The organism is Clostridium hydrogenum, assembly GCF_021432385.1.
Taxonomy (GTDB): Bacteria; Bacillota; Clostridia; order Clostridiales; family Clostridiaceae; genus Clostridium_S; species Clostridium_S hydrogenum.
Genome location: NZ_JAEACT010000004.1, coordinates 293,287 through 312,808, shown reverse-complemented (window position 1 = coordinate 312,808; position 19,522 = coordinate 293,287). Strand labels below are relative to the sequence as shown.

Here is a 19,522-nt window from a genome sequence, read left to right as displayed (position 1 = left end):
ACTTACTTCTCATTTACAGTGTTTTAAGGAATGAGTTTAGTAACTAAACATATGGGTAAAAAATTAGTATTAAAGCCATAAATATTAAAAGTATCATAAAGATTTTCATACCTATTTTGTTGATTTTATTAGCGTATTTAAAGCCCAACCATTCTAAAGGACCTAAAAGTACTGCTATTCCAGAAATGATAAATCCAATTCCTAATATGTGTGGAAAAATAGAAGAAGTTAAAAATGCAAAGCCTGATATAAATAGCCATAGTCCTGTGCAAAAGAAGCCCATAGTTTCTCCAATGGAATTTCCCGCATAGACATGGAAGGAGTTAAAAACTAATTCAATAGTTTCTTTAGAAGTAGCAGTTAAGTTTTTACTTATATATTTTTCCGAAAGAGTGCTAGCAAGAAATGTCCATCTCATAAGACCTAGAACATAGAAAATTCCAGCTGATATACCAAATATAGTTCCAATAATTAAATATGGAGTTTTAGGTGTGCTTAAAATTTTATAAAAAATTCCTGAAAGCGGTGCAAGCATTAGTGAACTAAAAGCAAATAAAGTCCAAAAGAACTTCAAAAGAGTACCACCTTCATGATATTTTTGTAAAATAATATTTGTAGGTTGTCTTAGTATGCTTGGGTAATTAAAAATTTTAGTTATGCCAGCTTGACTAATGCCAAAGCCCAAACCAACTAAAATAAAAAATATTGCTGATAGCTTATAAAATATAGCTAAATTCATAATAAAATCCTCCTAAGAATTATAATATTTAAATTAGTTTAGTTACTAAACATATGCATAAAAAATAATTATTTTTTAGATTTTTCATCTAAAAATTTATCTAGTATATTTAAGATGTTGAAATAAGTTTCTAAGTTTTTAGGTGATAGTCGCTTAAGTTCATGAGAAATTTCCCCATAAAAGCCCTTATGGTATTCTTCATGACCTTTAAAAACTAGGATTCCATTTTGAGTAAGTGATAATGAAACTTCAGTTTCAGAGACCGGGGTTTTAACAACTAAATTCTTTTTTATTAATTTATCAATCATTTGTGAAACTGCACCTTTAGTTATATTCAAATATTGAGCTAATTCGGTAACATTAATTCCACTATTTTTGCCTATGGCTTCTATTGTATGAACCTCAGATTTATAAAGCAAATCTTTAGTACCATAATACCTTGGTTTCTTTTCTAGAGCATTATATTTGTTCATTACATTTTCAAATTTAAGTATCATAAGTTCTGTAGTTGATAAATCTGGCATTTAAGTACCTCCTATGTTTAGTAACTAAACCTTATTGGAATATTATATAACATTATGGAACATAATGCAAGTAATGTATTTAATGTAGTTGTCACATTAAGCTTTGCGCTAAAGCCCCAATTTTGTTATTTCATAAAATAAGAAATTTTACTAATATCAAGAAGTGTAATATAATAAATAAAATATCTAATACATAAATAAAACATTTAATGTATAAATAAAACATTATATATATCAGTTCAACTATTGAAATTTATGTGCACAAAATGCCGTGAAGACGATATTTGCGTGCACATGGGTTTCAAGTTTTGCAGTGATATATCTTTAGGAGGACTATTCAATGAAAGAAAAATTAAAATTTAAGCAGAATCTTTTAATAGGTTCCTTGCTCTTTGGATTATTTTTTGGAGCTGGTAATTTAATTTTCCCAGTTCAAATGGGACAAAATGCCGGAAAGCATGTTGTGTCAGCAACTATTGGATTTTTAATTACAGGTGTAGGTTTGCCTATAGTGGGAATTATAGCATCGGCAATTTCTGAAAGTGAGAGTTTGTTTGACATGGCAAGCCCTGTAAGCGCTAAGTATTCAAAAGTATTTACGTGCTTATTGTATTTAACAATTGGTCCGCTGTTTGCAATACCACGTACGGCGACGGTTGCCTTTGAAGTTGGAATTCATCCATTTATTAATAATAATTACTTAAAATTAGGATTATTTGTTTTTTCACTTATGTTTTTTATTTTTACAATTTATTTTTCATTAAAACCAGGAAAAATTTTAGACTTGGTAGGTAAGTATCTTACACCTATATTTTTAGTACTTTTATCTATTTTATTGATTGCTACCTTTATAAAGCCAATGGGACAAGCAAGCCATTATGCAGCACAGGGAAAATATATTACTAGTCCATTAACTACTGGGTTATTAGATGGATATAATACGATGGATGCGTTAGCATCTTTAGCCTTTGCAATTATTATTATTTCTAATGTAAGAAAATTTGGAATTAAAAGTTCTAATGCTATTGCTGGTGAAACCTTTAAATCGGGCTTAGTTAGCACTGCATTTATGGCAATTATCTATGCAGCGTTGGCTTATATGGGAGCTACAAGCTTGGGAAGTGTGAAACGTGCTGATAATGGCGGAAGTATTTTGTCAATGGTGAGTAATCATTACTTAGGAGTTATTGGAACTGTATTGTTGGCAGCTATTGTAGTAATTGCGTGTGTGAAAACGGCTATTGGACTAATTACTTCTTGTGCCGAAATGTTTAGTGAAATGTTTCCTAAATCTGTTTCATATAAAAAGTATGCTGTTATATTTACAATTTGTTCTTTTGTAATTGCTAATTTTGGGTTAAATGATATTATAAAACTTTCGATTCCTGTACTTATGTTTTTATATCCATTAGCAATTACTTTGATAATATTATCTCTATTAACCCCAATTATCCATAAGCAAAGTTATATTTATAAATGGACAACTGGATTAACCGCAGTTGCAGCATTTTTTGATTTTTGTAAAGCACTACCAGATTCATTAGAAAAAACTGACGCAATTACGCATATTGTAAATTTTGCACATCTATATTTACCTGGATTTGACTATGGTTTTGGATGGATATTACCAGCGCTTTGTGGTTTTATTATAGGATTAATTATTTATTTAGTTCGTAAAAATAAACTGGAATTGTCTCACTAAAATTATTGCGAACAAAGGTGTAGTGCAAAACAAAATAATAAGTGGGAGCTCTGCATAAAAATGATGCGATTAATAGCATCTTGAAATCTTAAATAAAATTAATAAATCTAAGAGACTAAATGGCTTTGACCGTCATAGTCAAAATTACGCAAATTATAAAATCTAATTAATATTATGTCAACATGAAATGGAAACCATTGGACATTTACTGGCTGCATATGTTATCATTGTATATATAAGTTAAATTTTGTTTGAGGCAAGGAGGCTGGCTTCTATGAGAAAATATGTTATATATGCATAGCAGAGGCTATTGCATAACGATTAAAAATTAAAGTTAAAATAGCCTTTGCTCAATCCTAATAAAAAATTAAATTTAAGGGGAGAGCAATAAAATGAGCTATGCAAACGCTAGGGAGATTTTCCCTGACGAGGTATTAAAAATAATTCAAAAGTATGTTGATGGTGAATGCATTTATATACCCAAGAAAGAAGAAAATAAAATAGCTTGGGGTGAACTAACTAAGAGTAAAGAAGAACTTAAAGTTAGGAATACTAAGATATATAAAGATTATTTAGAAGGAATATCTGTGCAAGGTCTTTCAGAAAAATACTATTTATCACCAAAAACAATACAAAAAATTATTTCGCAAGAAAGAAAATATAAGAATATCCAAAGTTCCACCTAATGTTTGTTAGATGGAGCTTTTTTAGTTATAAATTAAAGGTGGAAGTTATATTGAAGCCGATTATACAGTGCAAACTAGCTATAAATTGTAAAATAAACTTTATAAAACCATCAAGTTGGAGTATAGTGAAATTAAGTAAAAAATTGATGAACTTGTAGGATATACGCAAAGTTAAATTTGGAGGAATAGATGTGGAAGAGAGTTTTACAGTTAATGCTAAAATTAAAAATATTGATATGAAGTTTAAAACTTCTGAGGAGCTTTTTTCACCACAAGGTGTTGATAAAGGTACTTTGGCGATGCTGTCTCTAATAAATTTTAATAAAGAAGGTAAAGTATTGGATTTAGGTTGTGGTTATGGAATAGTAGGTATTTTAGCAGCTAAAACCATAGGAGCTTCTAAGGTAGTTATGTTGGACAAGTCGAGCACAGCAGTTGAATATGCAAAAGAAAATGCCAAAATAAATGGGGTACCTGAAGTTAAAATTTATGAAAGTGACGGATTTAAAGCCTTAAATGAAAAAGATTTTACATTAATATTATCTAATCCACCATATCATGCGGATTTTAATGTACCAAAGGAATTTATTGAAAAAGGTTTTAATAGGCTAGTTATGGGCGGCAAAATGTATATGGTTACTAAAAGAAAAGATTGGTATAAAAACAAGTTGATAGCTATATTTGGTGGAGTTAAGATATGGGAAATAGATGATTACTTTGTTTTTATGGCAGTTAAGAAAAGTAGTCAGTATGGTAATATTAAAAATAAGTTATCGCAAAGAGGAAGATAAAAGTATGAGGATTGCATGTGAATTTCAATTGGGATATCGCACTAAAATTTTATAAACCTTAGTTAGTGCGATACCTTCAATTGTTCTTTAATTGTTTTATCTAAAGCATCAATTATTCTTCGTACAAGCTCCTAAGCAATTTGATTTCCTCAGCATAGCCAGGAAGTTCGTTTGGTGTTTCAAGAAAAAATGGAATACCTTTGAGTTTTGGGTGATTTATAATTCTTGTAATTGCTTCAATACCAATAGAACCTTCTCCAATTTTTTCATGACGATCCTTGTGACTGCTAAAAGGATTTTTACTATCATTTAAGTGAATAGCATAAAGTTTATTAAGTCCAATGATTTTATCGAATTTATCAAGAACTCCATCTAAGTCATTTACAATATCATAGCCTGCATCGTAAACATGACAAGTATCCAAGCACACACCCATTTTATCTGAAAGCTTTACTCTATCTAAAATTTCCTTTAATTCTTCAAAGCGGCTTCCAACTTCTGTACCCTTCCCTGCCATTGTTTCAAGAAGAACTTTTGTTGTTTGCTCTGGCTTTAATATTGAATTGAGCATAGCTACTATATAATTAATACCAACTTCAATGCCTTGTTTAACATGACTTCCAGGATGAAAATTATAAAGGTTACCAGGTATTAGTTCCATTCGTTTTAAATCATCTTCCATAGCTTGAACGGCAAATTCTCTAGTATTTTCATCTGCAGAGCAGGCATTTAGTGTATAAGGTGCATGACCTAGAAGTTGTGCAAAGTTATTTTCTTTAGTGAGTTTAAGTAGAGCAGTTACATCCTCTGCATCTATGGCTTTCGCCTTTCCACCTCTTGGATTGCGAGTGAAAAATTGAAAAGTATTTGCATTAATATCTAAAGCTTCTTTTCCCATATGTTCAAATCCTTTTGATACGGATAAATGACAACCTATATTTAACATTTGCTACCTCCTAGTTTTATAGTATAAATTAAGTTTATTACAGTAAATTACAATTTAACTTAGAGTACGGAGTACAGAGTACAGAGTACAATGAAGGATGATTTTTCTCCGCGAGCGTAGAAAAATCTTAGAACTTATTTTTATTGCTTACGCAATTCTATTATACGTTGTGTTCAGCGAAGCTGATATACTTAAATTTAAGATTTACCTAAGTAGAGCGAAAGGTAAATCATCATTCACTGTACTCTGTACTCCGTCATCTGTACTCTGCTCTATGAATTCAATTTTATTAGGATGAATTCAGTATTTGAAATTTTCCATTCTAAAGGGTGTTATGCCTATATTATATCATACGTTTTAATTGGAATATTCTTGTGGTAAAATTATTACATAAAAGTATTATGGAGGTACGAAATGGATAATATGAAAATTCCAAAGCATATAGCAATTATGATGGATGGAAATGGACGTTGGGCAAAAAAGAAATTTATGCCGAGGACGTTTGGGCATATGCAAGGCAGCAAAACTTTGGAGAATATATGTAAAGCTGCAAGCGATTTGGGAGTAGAATATTTAACAGTCTATGCTTTTTCAACAGAGAATTGGAAGCGTCCTAAAGATGAAGTTGAAGGCCTAATGAATTTATTAAAGAAATACTTAAGTGAATATGTTGAAATATCAGTAAATAATAATATGAGGGTAAAAATAATAGGAAATATGGAAAAAATGGATGATGAATTTCAAGGCTTAGTGAATAATTTAGAGAAGGCAACAGCAAATTGTACAGGATTAAAGTTTCAAATTGCAATAAATTATGGTGGAAAAGATGAAATTATACGTGCAACTAAAAAAATAGCATTAGAATATTTTAATAAGGATATTGATATTTCAAAAATTAATGAAGAACTTTTTGATACATATATGGATACAGCTGATATTCCTGAACCAGAGTTATTTATTAGAACTGGAGGGGAAAGAAGACTATCTAATTTTTTGCTTTGGGAGATGGCACACACAGAAATGTATTTTACTGATGTTTTATGGCCAGATTTTAAGAAAGAGGATTTTGAAAAAGCAATTTTCAAATATTCTAAGAGAGATAAAGTGTGCAACAATTAGGAAAATGAATTGATAGAGATTAATATAAATGATAATTTAATGATGTATCTAAGTAATGGAGGAGGTTATCCTTCTTCTTTTGTTTTTAGAAGAAGGTTGATGATAAATCATGTGAATATAAAAATATCTATATAATACGGACTATGTAAGTTTGATATAGTAAATGGAAAAAATGTTCTTATGAGATAGCTAGTAAAATATCGACAAAATATGCTATAATCAATTTAAAAAGTCAAGAAATATCACTATGAGGAGAAGAATGTTATGGATGTATTAGCTACATTAAAAGCCAATATTGAATTATTTAAAAAATTAAATCCATTAGATTGTGCAGTAATGATAACTGATGATAAAGGAGTTATTTTAGAATATGTGGCAGGTAAAAATTTTAACCTAAATATTGTTCTCAATTCTAAAGTCTTAGAATCAGGTTCTGTTGCTAAGTGCCTTAATACAGGCAAAGAAGTGCATGTAAATTTATCAAGTGAAGCTTATGGAATTCCCATAAGGGCAATTGCAACACCTATTTTTGATAATAATAAATTAATTGGTGCGATATCAACTTGTACTACTTTAGCAGCACAAGAGACCCTACAAAATGCTTCTCAAAATATTGTATCAACATCTGAAGAGATAACAGCAACAACTGAAGAGGTAGCATCTTCGGCAATGTCGTTGAGTGGTAATCTAGCAGACTTAAAAGATAAAATTCAAGATGTCGTAAATGAAATAAAAGGAACAGACAATATTTTAAGTTTTATTAATGCAATAGCTTCAAACACTAAATTATTGGGGCTAAATGCGTCTATAGAATCAGCAAGAGCAGGTGAACATGGAAAAGGGTTTTCTGTAGTAGCAAAAGAGATTCGTAAAATGTCAGATGATAGTGTAAACTCGGTTAATAATATTAAGGATATTTTAAAAAGAATTAATGAAAAATCATCAACTATGCTAGAAATAATCAATAAAGCTTCAAGCATTGGGGAACAACAATCAATTTCAACTAAAGAAATAGCATCAGCAATTCAAGAATTGACTTCTTCAGCTATGGATTTAGAGGATATATCTAAAATTATTTAGACATGTCTTATTTGAAAATAAAAAAACATAGATTTTGTGATACAAATTTTACAAAAATGGGCTGTCGCATTAGCTTATAAGCTCCCTCCTAAGTAACAAGTTTTTTGTTATTTCACTTGTCTACCTAGAAGGGAGCATATCAATAATAATTTATAATTTAATTATTCGCAGCAATAATCTCTGTAACGCTCACATTTTGATTTCTATATCTTGATTTACTTTTTTCACCCTTATATCGTATAGAGTTTTTAGGACAATTATGTGTACAAGCACCGCATAGAATACATTTATCATGGATAACAGGCTTATCTTCTATGCTGATATTATCAATAGGGCAGACTTTCTCACAAATTCCACATTTAATGCATGTATCTTCAACATAAAATTTTTTAGAGTAATTTTTTTTCTTTTTTGGATATGAACTAATTAATACGCCTATTAGTTTGCGTCCAATATTTATTCCATAGATTTTATTTATTTTATGCTCTATTTCAGTCTTTATTTTTATGATAGATTCAGCTACTCTTTTCTTTGGTAAGTTTTTTATCTGTTTTTCAATATCGAAATAAACAAAACTGTTATCAACCATTATTATGCTGTTTATATAATTAAATTGAATATGATTTTGCTGACCAATCCTAAGTAATACTTCATTTGCATTGGCATTAAATGCACCGTATGTTATAATTCCAAAAAGGTAATCAGCTTTTAATTTCACTCTTTTCAAAAACTCTTTCACTGGTGATGGAAGGTCGCCTTCATAATTCGGTGTTACAATCCCTATGATGTCATCTTCGAAGTCAAATTTATCACATTTTAGCACAGCTGGGATTGATATAAGTTCTCCACCAATTTTTTTAGCTACTTCCAGGCAGTTTCCTGTAGTTGTAAAATAAAATATCTTCATTTCGTTCTCCTATTCTTGCTTAGTGACATATGAATATGATGATATACTAATAGTAATAAAACCTTTTTAGTGGAGTAAGGAGTCATGTAATTACCAATTAAATTTTCTTTATCTTTTCCGAATTCCACTTTTGTTGGATTATAAAATGTAAAATTTTTCATATTCGTATTCCTCTTTTCCTCTTTAATTTCTACTTGTATCGTATACTGAAAAACTATGAGCATACATATCCTAATTACAGATGATATTGTCCGTATTACAGATGAACGATATATGTATTTTAAACAAGTTTATCGGGGATTTGGATATGTTATTGAATGTTGATATGTGTATAATAATAAAGTATGAGGAATAAAAAACACGAATAGGGGTAGATAAAGAATGATAAATATCGATTCTATATCTTTTTTGCACGAATTATTGGGATGTGAAAAGCCAAAGCATCCATTAATCTCTTTAATTGATTTAGATAAAATAAATCCAAAAGAAGAATACTACAATGTATCTTTTTCTATGAATTATTATATGATTTCATTAAAAAACAATATTGATTGTGAGTTGATATACGGAAAAAAGTATTTTGACTTTGATGAAGGTAGCTTGATATTTACTGCGCCAGGGCAGATGATTGCAAAGGGTAAAATAAACGAGGATAACAAAACTAATGGCTGGATGCTGTGTTTTCATCCTGATTTAATCCGTGGAAGTTCATTGTGGCATAAAATGTCTGAATACAGCTTTTTTGAATATGATGCAAATGAAGCATTGCAGCTGTCTGATTTGGAAAAAGAAATTATTGAGTCAATTATAAAGAATATACATATGGAGTATAGCGGTAATTTAGATATGTATAGCAATGACTTGATAGTATCAAATCTTGAAGTGCTTTTAAATTATGCTAAGCGTTTTTATGGTAGACAATTTATAACAAGAACAGCAGTTATCAAAGAGTCGATTGCAAAGTTTGAAATACTTTTGAGCGAGCAGTGTTCCGTAGAGTCAATCGAGAAAGCAGGAATGCCGAGTGTAAAAGGACTTGCACAGGCAATGGGGTATTCACCTAATTATCTTTCTGATATGCTAAAAAAGGAAACTGGTAAAACTACACAAGAGTATATAAAATTGCAGGTTTTAGAACTTGCAAAAAAGCTCCTTATTACAACGAACGAACCGATATACTGTATTGCGTATAAGCTTGGTTTTGAGCAGCCTTCGAGCTTTACTAAGTTCTTCAAGATACAGCTTGGTGTAAGTCCTACTGATTTTAGAAAGCGATATGCATTATTTAATAATGTAGTTTAATCTAAAGGAGTTTATATGAATTATAAAATAGATTTGCATACACATACTAATTTTTCTGATGGAGCATGTACTCCAAAAGAATTAATAAATGTAGCTATTAAGGAGAAGATTAAACCTATAGCACTAACAGATCATGATAATATAGATGGTATAAAGCAAATGTCTATATTGGCAAAAACAAATAATATAGATTTTCTAGGAGGTATAGAGATAAGTTCTATATATAAAAATGGAAGGATAGTGCATATTCTAGATTTAGGATAAATACTTAGATCCAATTCCTATGGACAGAAAGAACTAATTAAACTGGAAGATGCTATTAGGATTATAAAAAGCGCTGGAGGGTTATCATTTTTAGCTCACTATAATAAATCTATAGGATTTGCTGGCTTAACTTATGGAGATATAGAAAAAGAAATTAAGGGGTGTTTAAATGTGTGATTTAGAAATACGCAATAATGAAGTAGATAAAGCCGTAGAAATTATGAGAGAAGTTGCTGAATGGGGAAGAAATAAAGGATTACGGGTTTGGTTAGAAGAGTGGCTTTCTGTTGAACAGTTTTAAGGTAAATAAGTTCCAAAGAACATTTATTTTGTTTTAGGGCTATTGGGGCTTTAAATGGAGATGAGATTATTGGCATGGCAGGGGCAAGCTGTGATTGTGAAGATATGTGGCAGATTGGTATTAATGTTATGGAAGGATACCGTAGGAAAGGGGATAGCTAGGTTTCGTTATCTCCACTTTTTGTAATAATATCCTCTAACTAACTAAAGAAATAAGTTATAAGGATGTTGACGTTTTCATTTGTCCGTGATATACTCTATTCATAACATAAAAAGTATATAAGTATCAGGCATGTGACTGGTAATGCAGGCAGGACTTGAATAAGCTAATATTAAATTAGCTTATCCGAGTCCTTTTTTATATTGGCCAAATAAAAAAGTCTGCAATTATTATTTAATAATAGGAGATGAATAATATGAATTATAAAGAAGTAGCATCAAAAATAGTAAAAGCTGTAGGTGGAGATAAAAATGTTGAACATCTAGAACATTGCTCAACAAGATTAAGATTTTCCCTTATTGATAATAAGAAAGTAAATCAAGATGAACTTAAAAGCATGCCTGAAGTATTAGGTGTTAAGGAAAATGCACAATTTCAAGTAATAATTGGAAACGATGTCATTGAGGTTTACACTGAAATTAAGAAACTTATTTCTGATAAAGGAATAAATAAGGAAAGTAATAAAGAGAAAAGAAAAATAGGTACAATAGCATTAGACTTTGTTATAAGTGTATTTCAGCCATTGATTCCGGCAATAGCTGGAGGCGGTATTTTAAAGTCACTTTTAATGCTTTTGAACATGCTTAGCATTTTATCAAGTACTACACAGACATATAAAATGTTGATGTTTGTGGCAAATGCACCAATATATTTCTTGCCGATTTTAGTTGCCATTACAACTGCTAATAAGATGAAAGTTAATCCATTAGTTGCTGTTTCTGCTGTTGCTGCACTTTTGACACCTGATTTAGCAAAGATGCTAGCAGGTGGAGCTATATTTATTAATATACCAGTGAAAAACATAACATATGCAAGTCAGGTTTTTCCAGCAATATTATGCGTATTGTGTTATTCACAGCTAGAAAAATTCTTTAATAAAATTAGTCCAAAGGTTATTCGTAGTTTTTTTGTTCCAATGATGTCTTTACTAATAGTTTTCCCAATAACCTTGATAGTGCTTGGACCAATAGGATTTAACTTCGGAATATATTTCGCTAAAGTAATTATGTTTATTTTTGCAAAGTTTGGTTGGATAGCAGTAGCAATGTTAGCAGCATTCTTGCCATTTATGGTTGTTACAGGTATGCATAAGGCAATGATACCATATGTAGTAACTTCCTTAGGTCAAACAGGCAAAGAATTAATATATAATGCTGCATCACTAGCACACAATATCTCTGAAGGTGGCGCATGTTTTGCTGTAGCTATTCGCGCAAAGGATAAAAAACTAAAATCAACTGCAACTTCAGCAGGTATCTCAGCAATGTTTGGAATTACAGAACCTGCATTATATGGTGTTACAATTTTGCATAAGCGTGTACTTTATGGTGTTATGATTGGTGCTTTTTCAGGTGGAGCATATTTAGGAATTAAAGCAGTTGAGGCATATGCAGCAGTTGGCCCTGGAATAGCAAGTTTATCAATGTTTATTTCTAAAACATTACCAAATAATCTAATGAATGCAGTAATTGGATTAGTGATTTCATTTATAGTTTCTTTTATTGCAGTAGCAGTTTTATGGAAAGAAAAAGTTACTAATAATGAAGATAAAAAAGTTAAAAATGAAAAAGAAAAATTTAATGCACCAGTGGAAGGAAAGTTAATTCCTTTAAGTGAAGTAAAAGACGAAGTTTTTTCTAATAAATTAATGGGAGAAGGTATCGCTATAATTCCTTCTAAGGGAGAATTGTATGCTCCAGTAAATGGTATAATAAAAATGATTTTTGAAACAAAACATTCTTTAGCTATGAAATCTGAGGATGGTACTGAAATTCTATTTCATGTGGGATTAGATACGGTGAATTTGAATGGAAAATACTTTTATCCAGAAGTATCTGTGGGAAAAAGTGTAAAGCAAGGAGATTTATTATTAAGGTTTGACTTAGATAAAATTATTGAAGAAGGTTTTGATCCAGTAACTTCAGTAATTATTACGAATAGGCCAGATGCTAAGATAGAAACTGTAGAAAGTAAAGAAGTTGACAAGAGAGATAATGTACTAGAAATAAATTGAACAGGAGTTGATGTGTAAAATGTCGTTTAGAAAAGATTTTTTATGGGGTGGAGCGATATCAGCAAATCAAGTTGAGGGAGCTTTTGATGCTCTAGGAAAAGGAATGTCAGTGGCTGATGTGGCTAACTATAAACCGAATCTAAGTGTTGAGGATTATGCAGGACATAATAAGATTACTTCAAAAATTGTTCGGGAAGCCATAGAAGATAAAACCACAAAATTTTATCCAAAGAGAAGAGGAATAGATTTTTATCATCATTATAAAGAGGATATTAAGTTATTTAGTGAAATGGGATTTAAGGCTCTAAGAATTTCCATTGCTTGGACAAGAATTTTCCCAACTGGAGAAGAAAGCGAACCTAATAAAGAAGGAATTAAATATTATGAAAGTATATTTAAAGAGCTTAAGAAGTATAATATCGAACCAATTGTTACATTATCACACTATGAAATGCCTTTGCATCTAAGTTTGAAATATAATGGATGGGTTGAACGAAAATTAGTTGATTATTTTGTTAAGTTTGCGAAAGTTTGTTTTGAGTCGTTTGGTGAGTATGCTAAGTATTGGTTGACATTTAATGAAATAGATAGTGTTGGTAGGCATCCATTTATAACTGCTGGAATTATTCCAGATAAATGTCCAGAAGGAAAGCTTGATGAAGCTGTTTATCAAGCTTTGCATCACCAATATGTTGCGGCGGCTTTAGCAACAAAACAATGTAGAAAAATTATTAAAGATAGTAAAATGGGATGTATGTTAACAAAGTTAACTACATATCCTAATACTTGCAATCCGGAAGATGTATTACTTTCATTAAATAGCAATTTAGCAAATTATACCCATGCTGATATTCAGATATTTGGAGAATATCCTAGATTATATAAAGCCTTCTTGGAAAATAAAGGAATACAGATTAAAATGGAAGAAAATGATGAAGAAATATTAAAGGAGAATACAGCTGACTATCTGTCTTTTAGTTATTATATGTCAAGAACAGAGTCGGCAGATACAACTAAAGAAAAGGCATCTGGAAATACTATAATGGGTGTGAAAAATCCTTATCTGCCTTCTACGGAATGGGGTTGGCAGATAGACCCAGTTGGAATTAGAATATCATTAATTGAATTATATGATAGATATAGGATTCCACTAATGATAGTAGAAAATGGAATGGGAGCTAAGGATGTTGTTGAAGAAGATGGAACTATTCATGATTATTATAGAATTGATTATTTTAAGGAACATATAAAGGAAATGAAAACAGCTGTAGAAATGGGAGTAGATTTACTTGGTTATACTAGCTGGGCACCTATTGACTGTATAAGTGTTTCTACATCACAGATGAGCAAGAGATATGGATTTATATATGTTGATCAAGATGATGAAGGAAATGGAACATTAGAAAGATCAAAGAAGGATTCTTTTTTCTGGTACAAAAATGTTATAAAAACAAATGGAGAAATTCTAGACTAGAGATAATGGGGGGATGATTATGAAAATAAAAAAAGTACTTAATTCCAGTGTTATTTTAGCTATTGATGAGTATGACAAGGAATTTGTTTGCATGGGAAAAGGTATAGGTTATGGTAAAAAAAATGGAGATATTGTTGAAAATAAAGTTGTAGACCAAATTTTTATGCCTGTTGAAAACATTCAGATAAAAGAATACTTAAATTTATTAGATTCAATTCCCCCAATATATCTTGATATAACTCAAAAAATTGTTTTAAAAGCTGAACATGAACTTGATTGTAAACTTAATATTAGTATATATTTTACTTTAAGTGACCATTTAAATTTTGCAGTAGAAAGAGCTAAAAAGAACATTAATATAACAAACCGTGTTTATTGGGAAATAAAAAATTATTATTCAGAGGAATTCAAAATTGGATTATATGCCTTAGAGATTTTGAATGAGTTAGCAGGAATTAAGCTTCCAGACGAAGAAGCTGCAAATATTGCATTTCATTTAATAAATGCTCAAGCAGAAACTAATAATTCAAGAGACAGTATGAAGTATGCAAAAATGATTGGTGGAATTGTTAATTTAGTGAGATATTCTCTTGGAAATAATTTTAAGACAGAAGGGATTCATTATCAACGTTTTATTACTCATGTGAAGTTCTTCACGGATAGATTCTTTAATGATGAATTGCTTAAAGATGAAAATGATGTAATGTTTGAACAAATAGCAACACTGTACCCTGAATCAATGGAAATTGCATTTAAAATAAAAGATTATGTTGAAAAGATATATGGGAAAGCTATTCCTAAAGATGAATTGACTTATTTAGCAGTGCATGTAAATAGATTGCAAGCTTATAATGAACTAAGATAATAGATAAAAAATAAAATATAAAATATAAAATATAAGAGAAAATCACCTAGACTTTTACTGAGTTCTGGGTGATTTTTTATTAAGCTAACTTAATTTAATGCATTAACTATTTTAGAATACGTATTAAAAAACTTCCTAAAATTAATACAATGGCACCACCTAATCTATTGCCCATCTGAGCAAAGGCGATTAATTCCATACGGTTGGATGCTGAAAGAACAGCTACATTTCCTGTGCCACCCATACTGTTATTGCATAATCCTGCAGTAATCATGGATTCAACAGGATATAATCCAAATAGTTTTCCTATAAAACCTGAAACAATGGATATTGTTAAAATACTTGTAAAGCAAAGAACTATAAATTGCCAATTTAATGATTGAGCCAATACGTTTAAATTAAGTAAAGCAATTCCTATTGCAGATAATACTGCTGGAGTTAAATTTTTCATAATTAGGCTATTAAACATGATTGCACAATCTTCATAATATTTTGGGATAATATTAGTTACCTTACAAATAACAACAATAATAATCATGAATGCATATGCGTGAACGTGTGGAACAAAATAATTAAGAATATTTCCTAGCATAAAAAATGAAACTGAAACAAGTAAGCCAACTCCCATTTGGATAACATCTAATTTTAGTTCCCTTTTTTCATCTTTTGTTTCTACATTATCTGCTTTCATAATAGCGCCATAACCATTGTATTTTGGAAAATGTGCTCCTATTTTAGAAATTAAAGCTGCTCCGATAATTGCAAGTACATTTCCCAAAGCAGATGCTGGAATTAATTGTGATATAATATCTGAGGAATGCTTTCCTAATGCAGAAGCATAAATTCCAGACAAAGGTACACAACCAGCTCCGATACCACCTGCCATCATAGGTAGTGAAACATATAATACTGATTTTCCAAAGCCATGACCTATTAGCATACCAACAAATCCTACCATTAATAATGATGCAGCCATTGAAATAAATGCTACAGGAATAAAACGAACTGATGCTTTTAATAATAAATCACGCTTCATGCCCAAAATACTTCCTGTAATTAAAGCCGCAATATAGAAATCAAGAAAGCCAGCATCATTTACGAAACTTGTAACTGTTTTAACTGGCCCAGCAGGTAATATACCAAAAGTAGCAATAAGGGCAGAAGCAAAAATACAGAAAACAGCCCCGCCGCCTAAATAAGACTTAAAAATAGGTAAATGATTTCCAATGTAATGAAATAAATTTCCAAGCAATACTAGTACAGCAAGAGATCCTAATATGCCTCCTGGTAATTTACCTAATTTAATTGAAACAATTAGAATAACTAGCATAATTAAATACATTGGAAGACTTATTCCACTGATTTTTATTGACCAAAAACCAGTTTTTTCTTTATCAGCTTGAATATCTTTTAAATTACTTGATTTCTCTGACATATTTATGATTCCTTTCTTTTATATATTTATCTTTAGATGAAAGACTAAAAAATTACAGCTTATATAATCGTGATCTTACTTAAATAGACCACGATTATAGGCAAAATATTTATTTGATTTCTAATGGAGAATATTCAGGAGTCCATTTAGTATCTTTTACTGCTTTTTTAATATCTGAAATTGGTTCGCGATTTAGCTTTTGATCTAATACACTTTGACCAACAATCTCAGCTATTGTGTGCGAAAATTCGGCTAATTTTGATACAGGTGGTAATACCGCTGCACCTGGTTCAGTAGGATCAACAATTCCGCCTAAAGCATGACTTGCTTGAGATAACATTTCACTATTAACACGAGTGGAAGTTGAAGCAATAATTCCAAGACCTAAACCTGGATACATTAATGCATTATTTGCTTGACCTATGTGATAAGTAACACCTTTGTATTCAACATTTGCAGCTGGGATTCCAGTACCAACTAAAGCTTTACCATCTGTCCACTTTATCAAATCTTCTGCTTTTGCTTCGGCAAGTTTAGTAGGATTTGATAATGGGAAGATAATTGGACGAGCTGTATTAGCTGCAATTTCCTTTACAATTTCTTCTGTAAATGCACCTGGCTGAGTAGAAGTACCAATAATTATTGTAGGATGGATTGCTTTTACTGCTGCTTTTAAATTAGTTAATTCATCTGAATTGCTAAATTCTAAGCGGCTTCTAACATACGGTTTTTGACCAGGAGTTAATCCTTCTGTATCTTCGAATAAAAGACCCTGTTTATCTACCATGTAGAAATGTTTACGTGCTTCTGCTTCTGGGACACCTTGACGAATCATTTCATCTAGTAATTGGTTTGCAATTCCAACACCAGCAGTACCAGCACCAAAGGTCATTATAGTTTGATTAGCTAAATTTTCTTTAGAAATGTTTAAAGCACCTAATACACCTGCTAAAACAACAATTCCTGTTCCTTGAATATCATCATTGAAGGTTGTAATCTTATCCTGATATTTTTCTAGGATAGTAGCAGCATTTGAACGTCCAAAATCTTCCCAATGAAGCAATAATTCAGGAAATAATTCTGTAGCTGATTGAACAAATTTATCAATAAAGTCGTAATATTTTTCACCATAAATTCTTTTATGACGGTTTCCTAAATAAAGTGGGTTATTAAGCAATTCTTCATTGTTTGTTCCGTTATCAATAGACACAGGTAATACTTGACTAGGGTTAATGCCAGCTGCGGCAGTATATACCATTAACTTACCTATAGCGATATCTACACCATTTACGCCGCAGTCTCCCATACCTAGTATACCTTCAGCATCAGTTACTACTATTAGACGAATATCACGACCACCTGCAGCGTTTTTTAGGCTTTCTTTAATATTTTCTGGTTCATTAATAGATAAGAAAGCTGCGTCTTGAGGTTTTACAAATAGCTCATTATATTGCTCTATAGAGTCTGCAACAGTTGGATCATAAACTATTGGCATAAATTCTACGACATGCTCAGACATCAATTTGTAAAATAGTGTACGATTTGTATTGAAAATATTCATTAAGAAAATTCTTTTTTCTAAATCAGTTGTTTTACTCAAATATTGTCCATAAGCTTGAACCACTTGTTGTTCTAATGTTTGGACTTGTGTTGGCAATGTTCCATTTAAACCAAATTTTTTTCTTTCTTCTTTAGTAAATGCAGTTCCTTTATTGAGAAATGGATTATTTAAAATTTCTGTACTTAACATAAATAACTCCTCCTTTTGTTTGTAACCATATATTATATTTGAGGGGTTATTATAGTCAAATTTGTTAGCTAACATAAATTTTATTTATATGAGCTACTCTTGATTCGATTTATAAAAGGTATAAATTGAATTGAAAATTTTATTAACATAATTTGATTTTAATGAAACTTTTCGTTGAACAAGAAATACATTAAAATTAAGCTGAGGCTCATCATTAAGTGGAATATAAACAAGTCCATCCGATTTATCCATTGCGATTTCTGTTAAAAAGCCAATTCCAACTCGTTCTCGTATCATTCCTTTTAAAATATTTAAGTCATTGCTTTTATATATAATTTCAGGTTCAAAAGAGGCATATTTTGAAAAATTTCGAAATGCATTTAGGTGGATGTAGTGATGATTTAAAAGAACAAATTTTTCTTCCTTTAAATCTGAAAGTGAAACACTTTTTTCCTTTGCTAGGGGATGGCTTGCACTAACTACAATCATAAATTTATTTTGAATTAATAACTCACTAGTTAAATTTTCATCAGATATAAGGTGGGAAGAACCTAATAACGCAATATCAATTTCGCCTCTCATTAATAGAGTGTAGAGATCATTGGAGCCTCCATTAACTAAATTAATATGGTTCATTAAACCTTCTTTAAAGAGATGTGGATACAATTTAGGTAAACAGAAATTACCTATAATCGGTGGGAGACCTAATTTAATGACATTGTCTTTTAATCGATTGATTTCGGTTCTTGTAACGTTGATTTCTTGAAATATTTTCTCAGTATGAATTTCTAGAATTTTACCAGCTTGCGTTAAAATAATAGATTTATGAGAGTTATCTCTAATTATTAACTTTGTCCCTAAGTCATTTTCCAATCTTTTAACTGCATAGGTTACTGTTGGTTGACTAACCTTAAACATTTCTGCAACTTTTGTAAAACTTTTTTCTAGAGCTATTTCTTTAAAGTATTCTAAGTCTTTTAAGTTCATAAACTCAACTCCATATTCATAAATTAATCGAAGATTGTGATAGTCATTACTACCATTTGTGTTCAGTATGTTTATGCCTAAGTATATCATTATTGTAAATGGTTAATCAATATTTTGAGCACTAGCCTTTATTATAGATAAGTAGTTTGGAAAATTAAAATTGCTTTTACCAAGTTCATCCTGTTAAATTACAATTTTTAGAGCAGAGTACAAAGTACAGAGTACAGAGTACAAAGAAGGATGGGGCTGTCGCACTAAGAAAATATTTAACTATAATTTAAAATTATTGCGAACAAAATCAAGTGAAGGTTTTAACGATACTGTGCACGTTAAAGGTTAACTTTTCAGATAAATCCGAAAGTTAAGGTTATTTTTCCTTCGCTTTGCTACGTAAAAAATTATAAATTTAAATTAAAG

At 30.6% G+C, this 19,522-nt stretch carries 19 protein-coding genes; 11 read left to right on the top strand and 8 right to left on the bottom strand.

What is annotated here, in order from left to right; genetic code table 11:
* Window positions 1-43: 43 nt before the first annotated feature.
* Entirely contained in the window at window positions 44-739 is a 696-nt protein-coding gene (locus tag CUEA01_RS19755) for a DUF4386 family protein (protein ID WP_234123646.1), read from the bottom strand.
* Window positions 740-807: 68 nt separating this feature from the next.
* Window positions 808-1,263 (bottom strand): MarR family winged helix-turn-helix transcriptional regulator, encoded by a 456-nt coding sequence (locus CUEA01_RS19750; RefSeq protein ID WP_234123645.1) that lies wholly within the window; start codon window positions 1,261-1,263, stop codon window positions 808-810.
* 340 nt (window positions 1,264-1,603) lie between these two features.
* On the opposite strand from CUEA01_RS19750, the gene brnQ reads away from it, so the two are divergent.
* The 3 genes from brnQ (at window position 1,604) to CUEA01_RS19735 (ending at window position 4,442) form a co-directional block, all read left to right on the top strand.
* Window positions 1,604-2,965, top strand: coding sequence for a branched-chain amino acid transport system II carrier protein (gene brnQ, locus CUEA01_RS19745; protein WP_234123644.1), 1,362 nt, complete (start codon window positions 1,604-1,606; stop codon window positions 2,963-2,965).
* A 392-nt stretch (window positions 2,966-3,357) separates the two neighbouring features.
* On the top strand, window positions 3,358-3,651 hold the full coding sequence (locus CUEA01_RS19740; RefSeq protein ID WP_234123643.1) for a CD3324 family protein: 294 nt from the start codon (window positions 3,358-3,360) through the stop codon (window positions 3,649-3,651).
* 191 nt (window positions 3,652-3,842) lie between these two features.
* Window positions 3,843-4,442: a class I SAM-dependent methyltransferase gene (locus tag CUEA01_RS19735; RefSeq protein WP_234123642.1), complete on the top strand. Its 600-nt coding sequence runs from the start codon at window positions 3,843-3,845 to the stop codon at window positions 4,440-4,442.
* A gap of 112 nt (window positions 4,443-4,554) precedes the next feature.
* On the opposite strand, the gene CUEA01_RS19730 is transcribed toward CUEA01_RS19735, so the two are convergent.
* The gene (locus CUEA01_RS19730; RefSeq protein ID WP_234123641.1) at window positions 4,555-5,388 is read right to left on the bottom strand and encodes a deoxyribonuclease IV; all 834 of its coding nucleotides are present in this window, start codon (window positions 5,386-5,388) and stop codon (window positions 4,555-4,557) included.
* A 414-nt stretch (window positions 5,389-5,802) separates the two neighbouring features.
* On the opposite strand from CUEA01_RS19730, the gene CUEA01_RS19725 reads away from it, so the two are divergent.
* Both CUEA01_RS19725 and CUEA01_RS25205 read left to right on the top strand, forming a co-directional pair.
* Entirely contained in the window at window positions 5,803-6,507 is a 705-nt protein-coding gene (locus CUEA01_RS19725; RefSeq protein WP_234123640.1) for an isoprenyl transferase, read from the top strand.
* A gap of 264 nt (window positions 6,508-6,771) precedes the next feature.
* Complete coding sequence (locus CUEA01_RS25205) at window positions 6,772-7,587, top strand: methyl-accepting chemotaxis protein (RefSeq protein ID WP_329604013.1); 816 nt, start codon at window positions 6,772-6,774, stop codon at window positions 7,585-7,587.
* Window positions 7,588-7,744: 157 nt separating this feature from the next.
* Here CUEA01_RS25205 and CUEA01_RS19715 read toward each other — a convergent pair whose 3' ends face one another.
* Complete coding sequence (locus CUEA01_RS19715) at window positions 7,745-8,494, bottom strand: EFR1 family ferrodoxin (protein ID WP_234123639.1); 750 nt, start codon at window positions 8,492-8,494, stop codon at window positions 7,745-7,747.
* Complete coding sequence (locus tag CUEA01_RS19710) at window positions 8,491-8,655, bottom strand: hypothetical protein (RefSeq protein ID WP_234123638.1); 165 nt, start codon at window positions 8,653-8,655, stop codon at window positions 8,491-8,493. Before CUEA01_RS19710 ends, CUEA01_RS19715 begins: the two co-directional genes overlap by 4 nt.
* 220 nt (window positions 8,656-8,875) lie before the next feature.
* On the opposite strand from CUEA01_RS19710, the gene CUEA01_RS19705 reads away from it, so the two are divergent.
* The 6 genes from CUEA01_RS19705 (at window position 8,876) to CUEA01_RS19685 (ending at window position 14,933) form a co-directional block, all read left to right on the top strand.
* Window positions 8,876-9,796 (top strand): helix-turn-helix domain-containing protein, encoded by a 921-nt coding sequence (locus tag CUEA01_RS19705; RefSeq protein ID WP_234123637.1) that lies wholly within the window; start codon window positions 8,876-8,878, stop codon window positions 9,794-9,796.
* A gap of 15 nt (window positions 9,797-9,811) precedes the next feature.
* Window positions 9,812-10,060, top strand: a complete 249-nt coding sequence (locus CUEA01_RS19700) for a PHP domain-containing protein (RefSeq protein ID WP_234123636.1) — start codon at window positions 9,812-9,814, stop codon at window positions 10,058-10,060.
* Window positions 10,061-10,229: 169 nt separating this feature from the next.
* The gene (locus tag CUEA01_RS25005; RefSeq protein WP_268906368.1) at window positions 10,230-10,361 is read left to right on the top strand and encodes a hypothetical protein; all 132 of its coding nucleotides are present in this window, start codon (window positions 10,230-10,232) and stop codon (window positions 10,359-10,361) included.
* 415 nt (window positions 10,362-10,776) lie between these two features.
* Entirely contained in the window at window positions 10,777-12,594 is a 1,818-nt protein-coding gene (locus tag CUEA01_RS19695) for a beta-glucoside-specific PTS transporter subunit IIABC (protein ID WP_234123635.1), read from the top strand.
* A 19-nt stretch (window positions 12,595-12,613) separates the two neighbouring features.
* Window positions 12,614-14,068: a glycoside hydrolase family 1 protein gene (locus tag CUEA01_RS19690; RefSeq protein WP_329604012.1), complete on the top strand. Its 1,455-nt coding sequence runs from the start codon at window positions 12,614-12,616 to the stop codon at window positions 14,066-14,068.
* Window positions 14,069-14,087: 19 nt separating this feature from the next.
* Complete coding sequence (locus CUEA01_RS19685; RefSeq protein WP_234123633.1) at window positions 14,088-14,933, top strand: PRD domain-containing protein; 846 nt, start codon at window positions 14,088-14,090, stop codon at window positions 14,931-14,933.
* Between the two features lie 106 nt (window positions 14,934-15,039).
* Here the strand turns inward: CUEA01_RS19685 and CUEA01_RS19680 are convergent, their stop codons facing one another.
* From CUEA01_RS19680 to CUEA01_RS19670, 3 genes are all read right to left on the bottom strand, one after another.
* Complete coding sequence (locus tag CUEA01_RS19680; RefSeq protein WP_234123632.1) at window positions 15,040-16,368, bottom strand: 2-hydroxycarboxylate transporter family protein; 1,329 nt, start codon at window positions 16,366-16,368, stop codon at window positions 15,040-15,042.
* Window positions 16,369-16,477: 109 nt separating this feature from the next.
* Complete coding sequence (locus CUEA01_RS19675) at window positions 16,478-18,118, bottom strand: malolactic enzyme (protein ID WP_234123631.1); 1,641 nt, start codon at window positions 18,116-18,118, stop codon at window positions 16,478-16,480.
* Window positions 18,119-18,211: 93 nt separating this feature from the next.
* Window positions 18,212-19,105 (bottom strand): LysR family transcriptional regulator, encoded by an 894-nt coding sequence (locus CUEA01_RS19670; protein ID WP_234123630.1) that lies wholly within the window; start codon window positions 19,103-19,105, stop codon window positions 18,212-18,214.
* Between the last annotated feature and the right edge of the window lie 417 nt (window positions 19,106-19,522).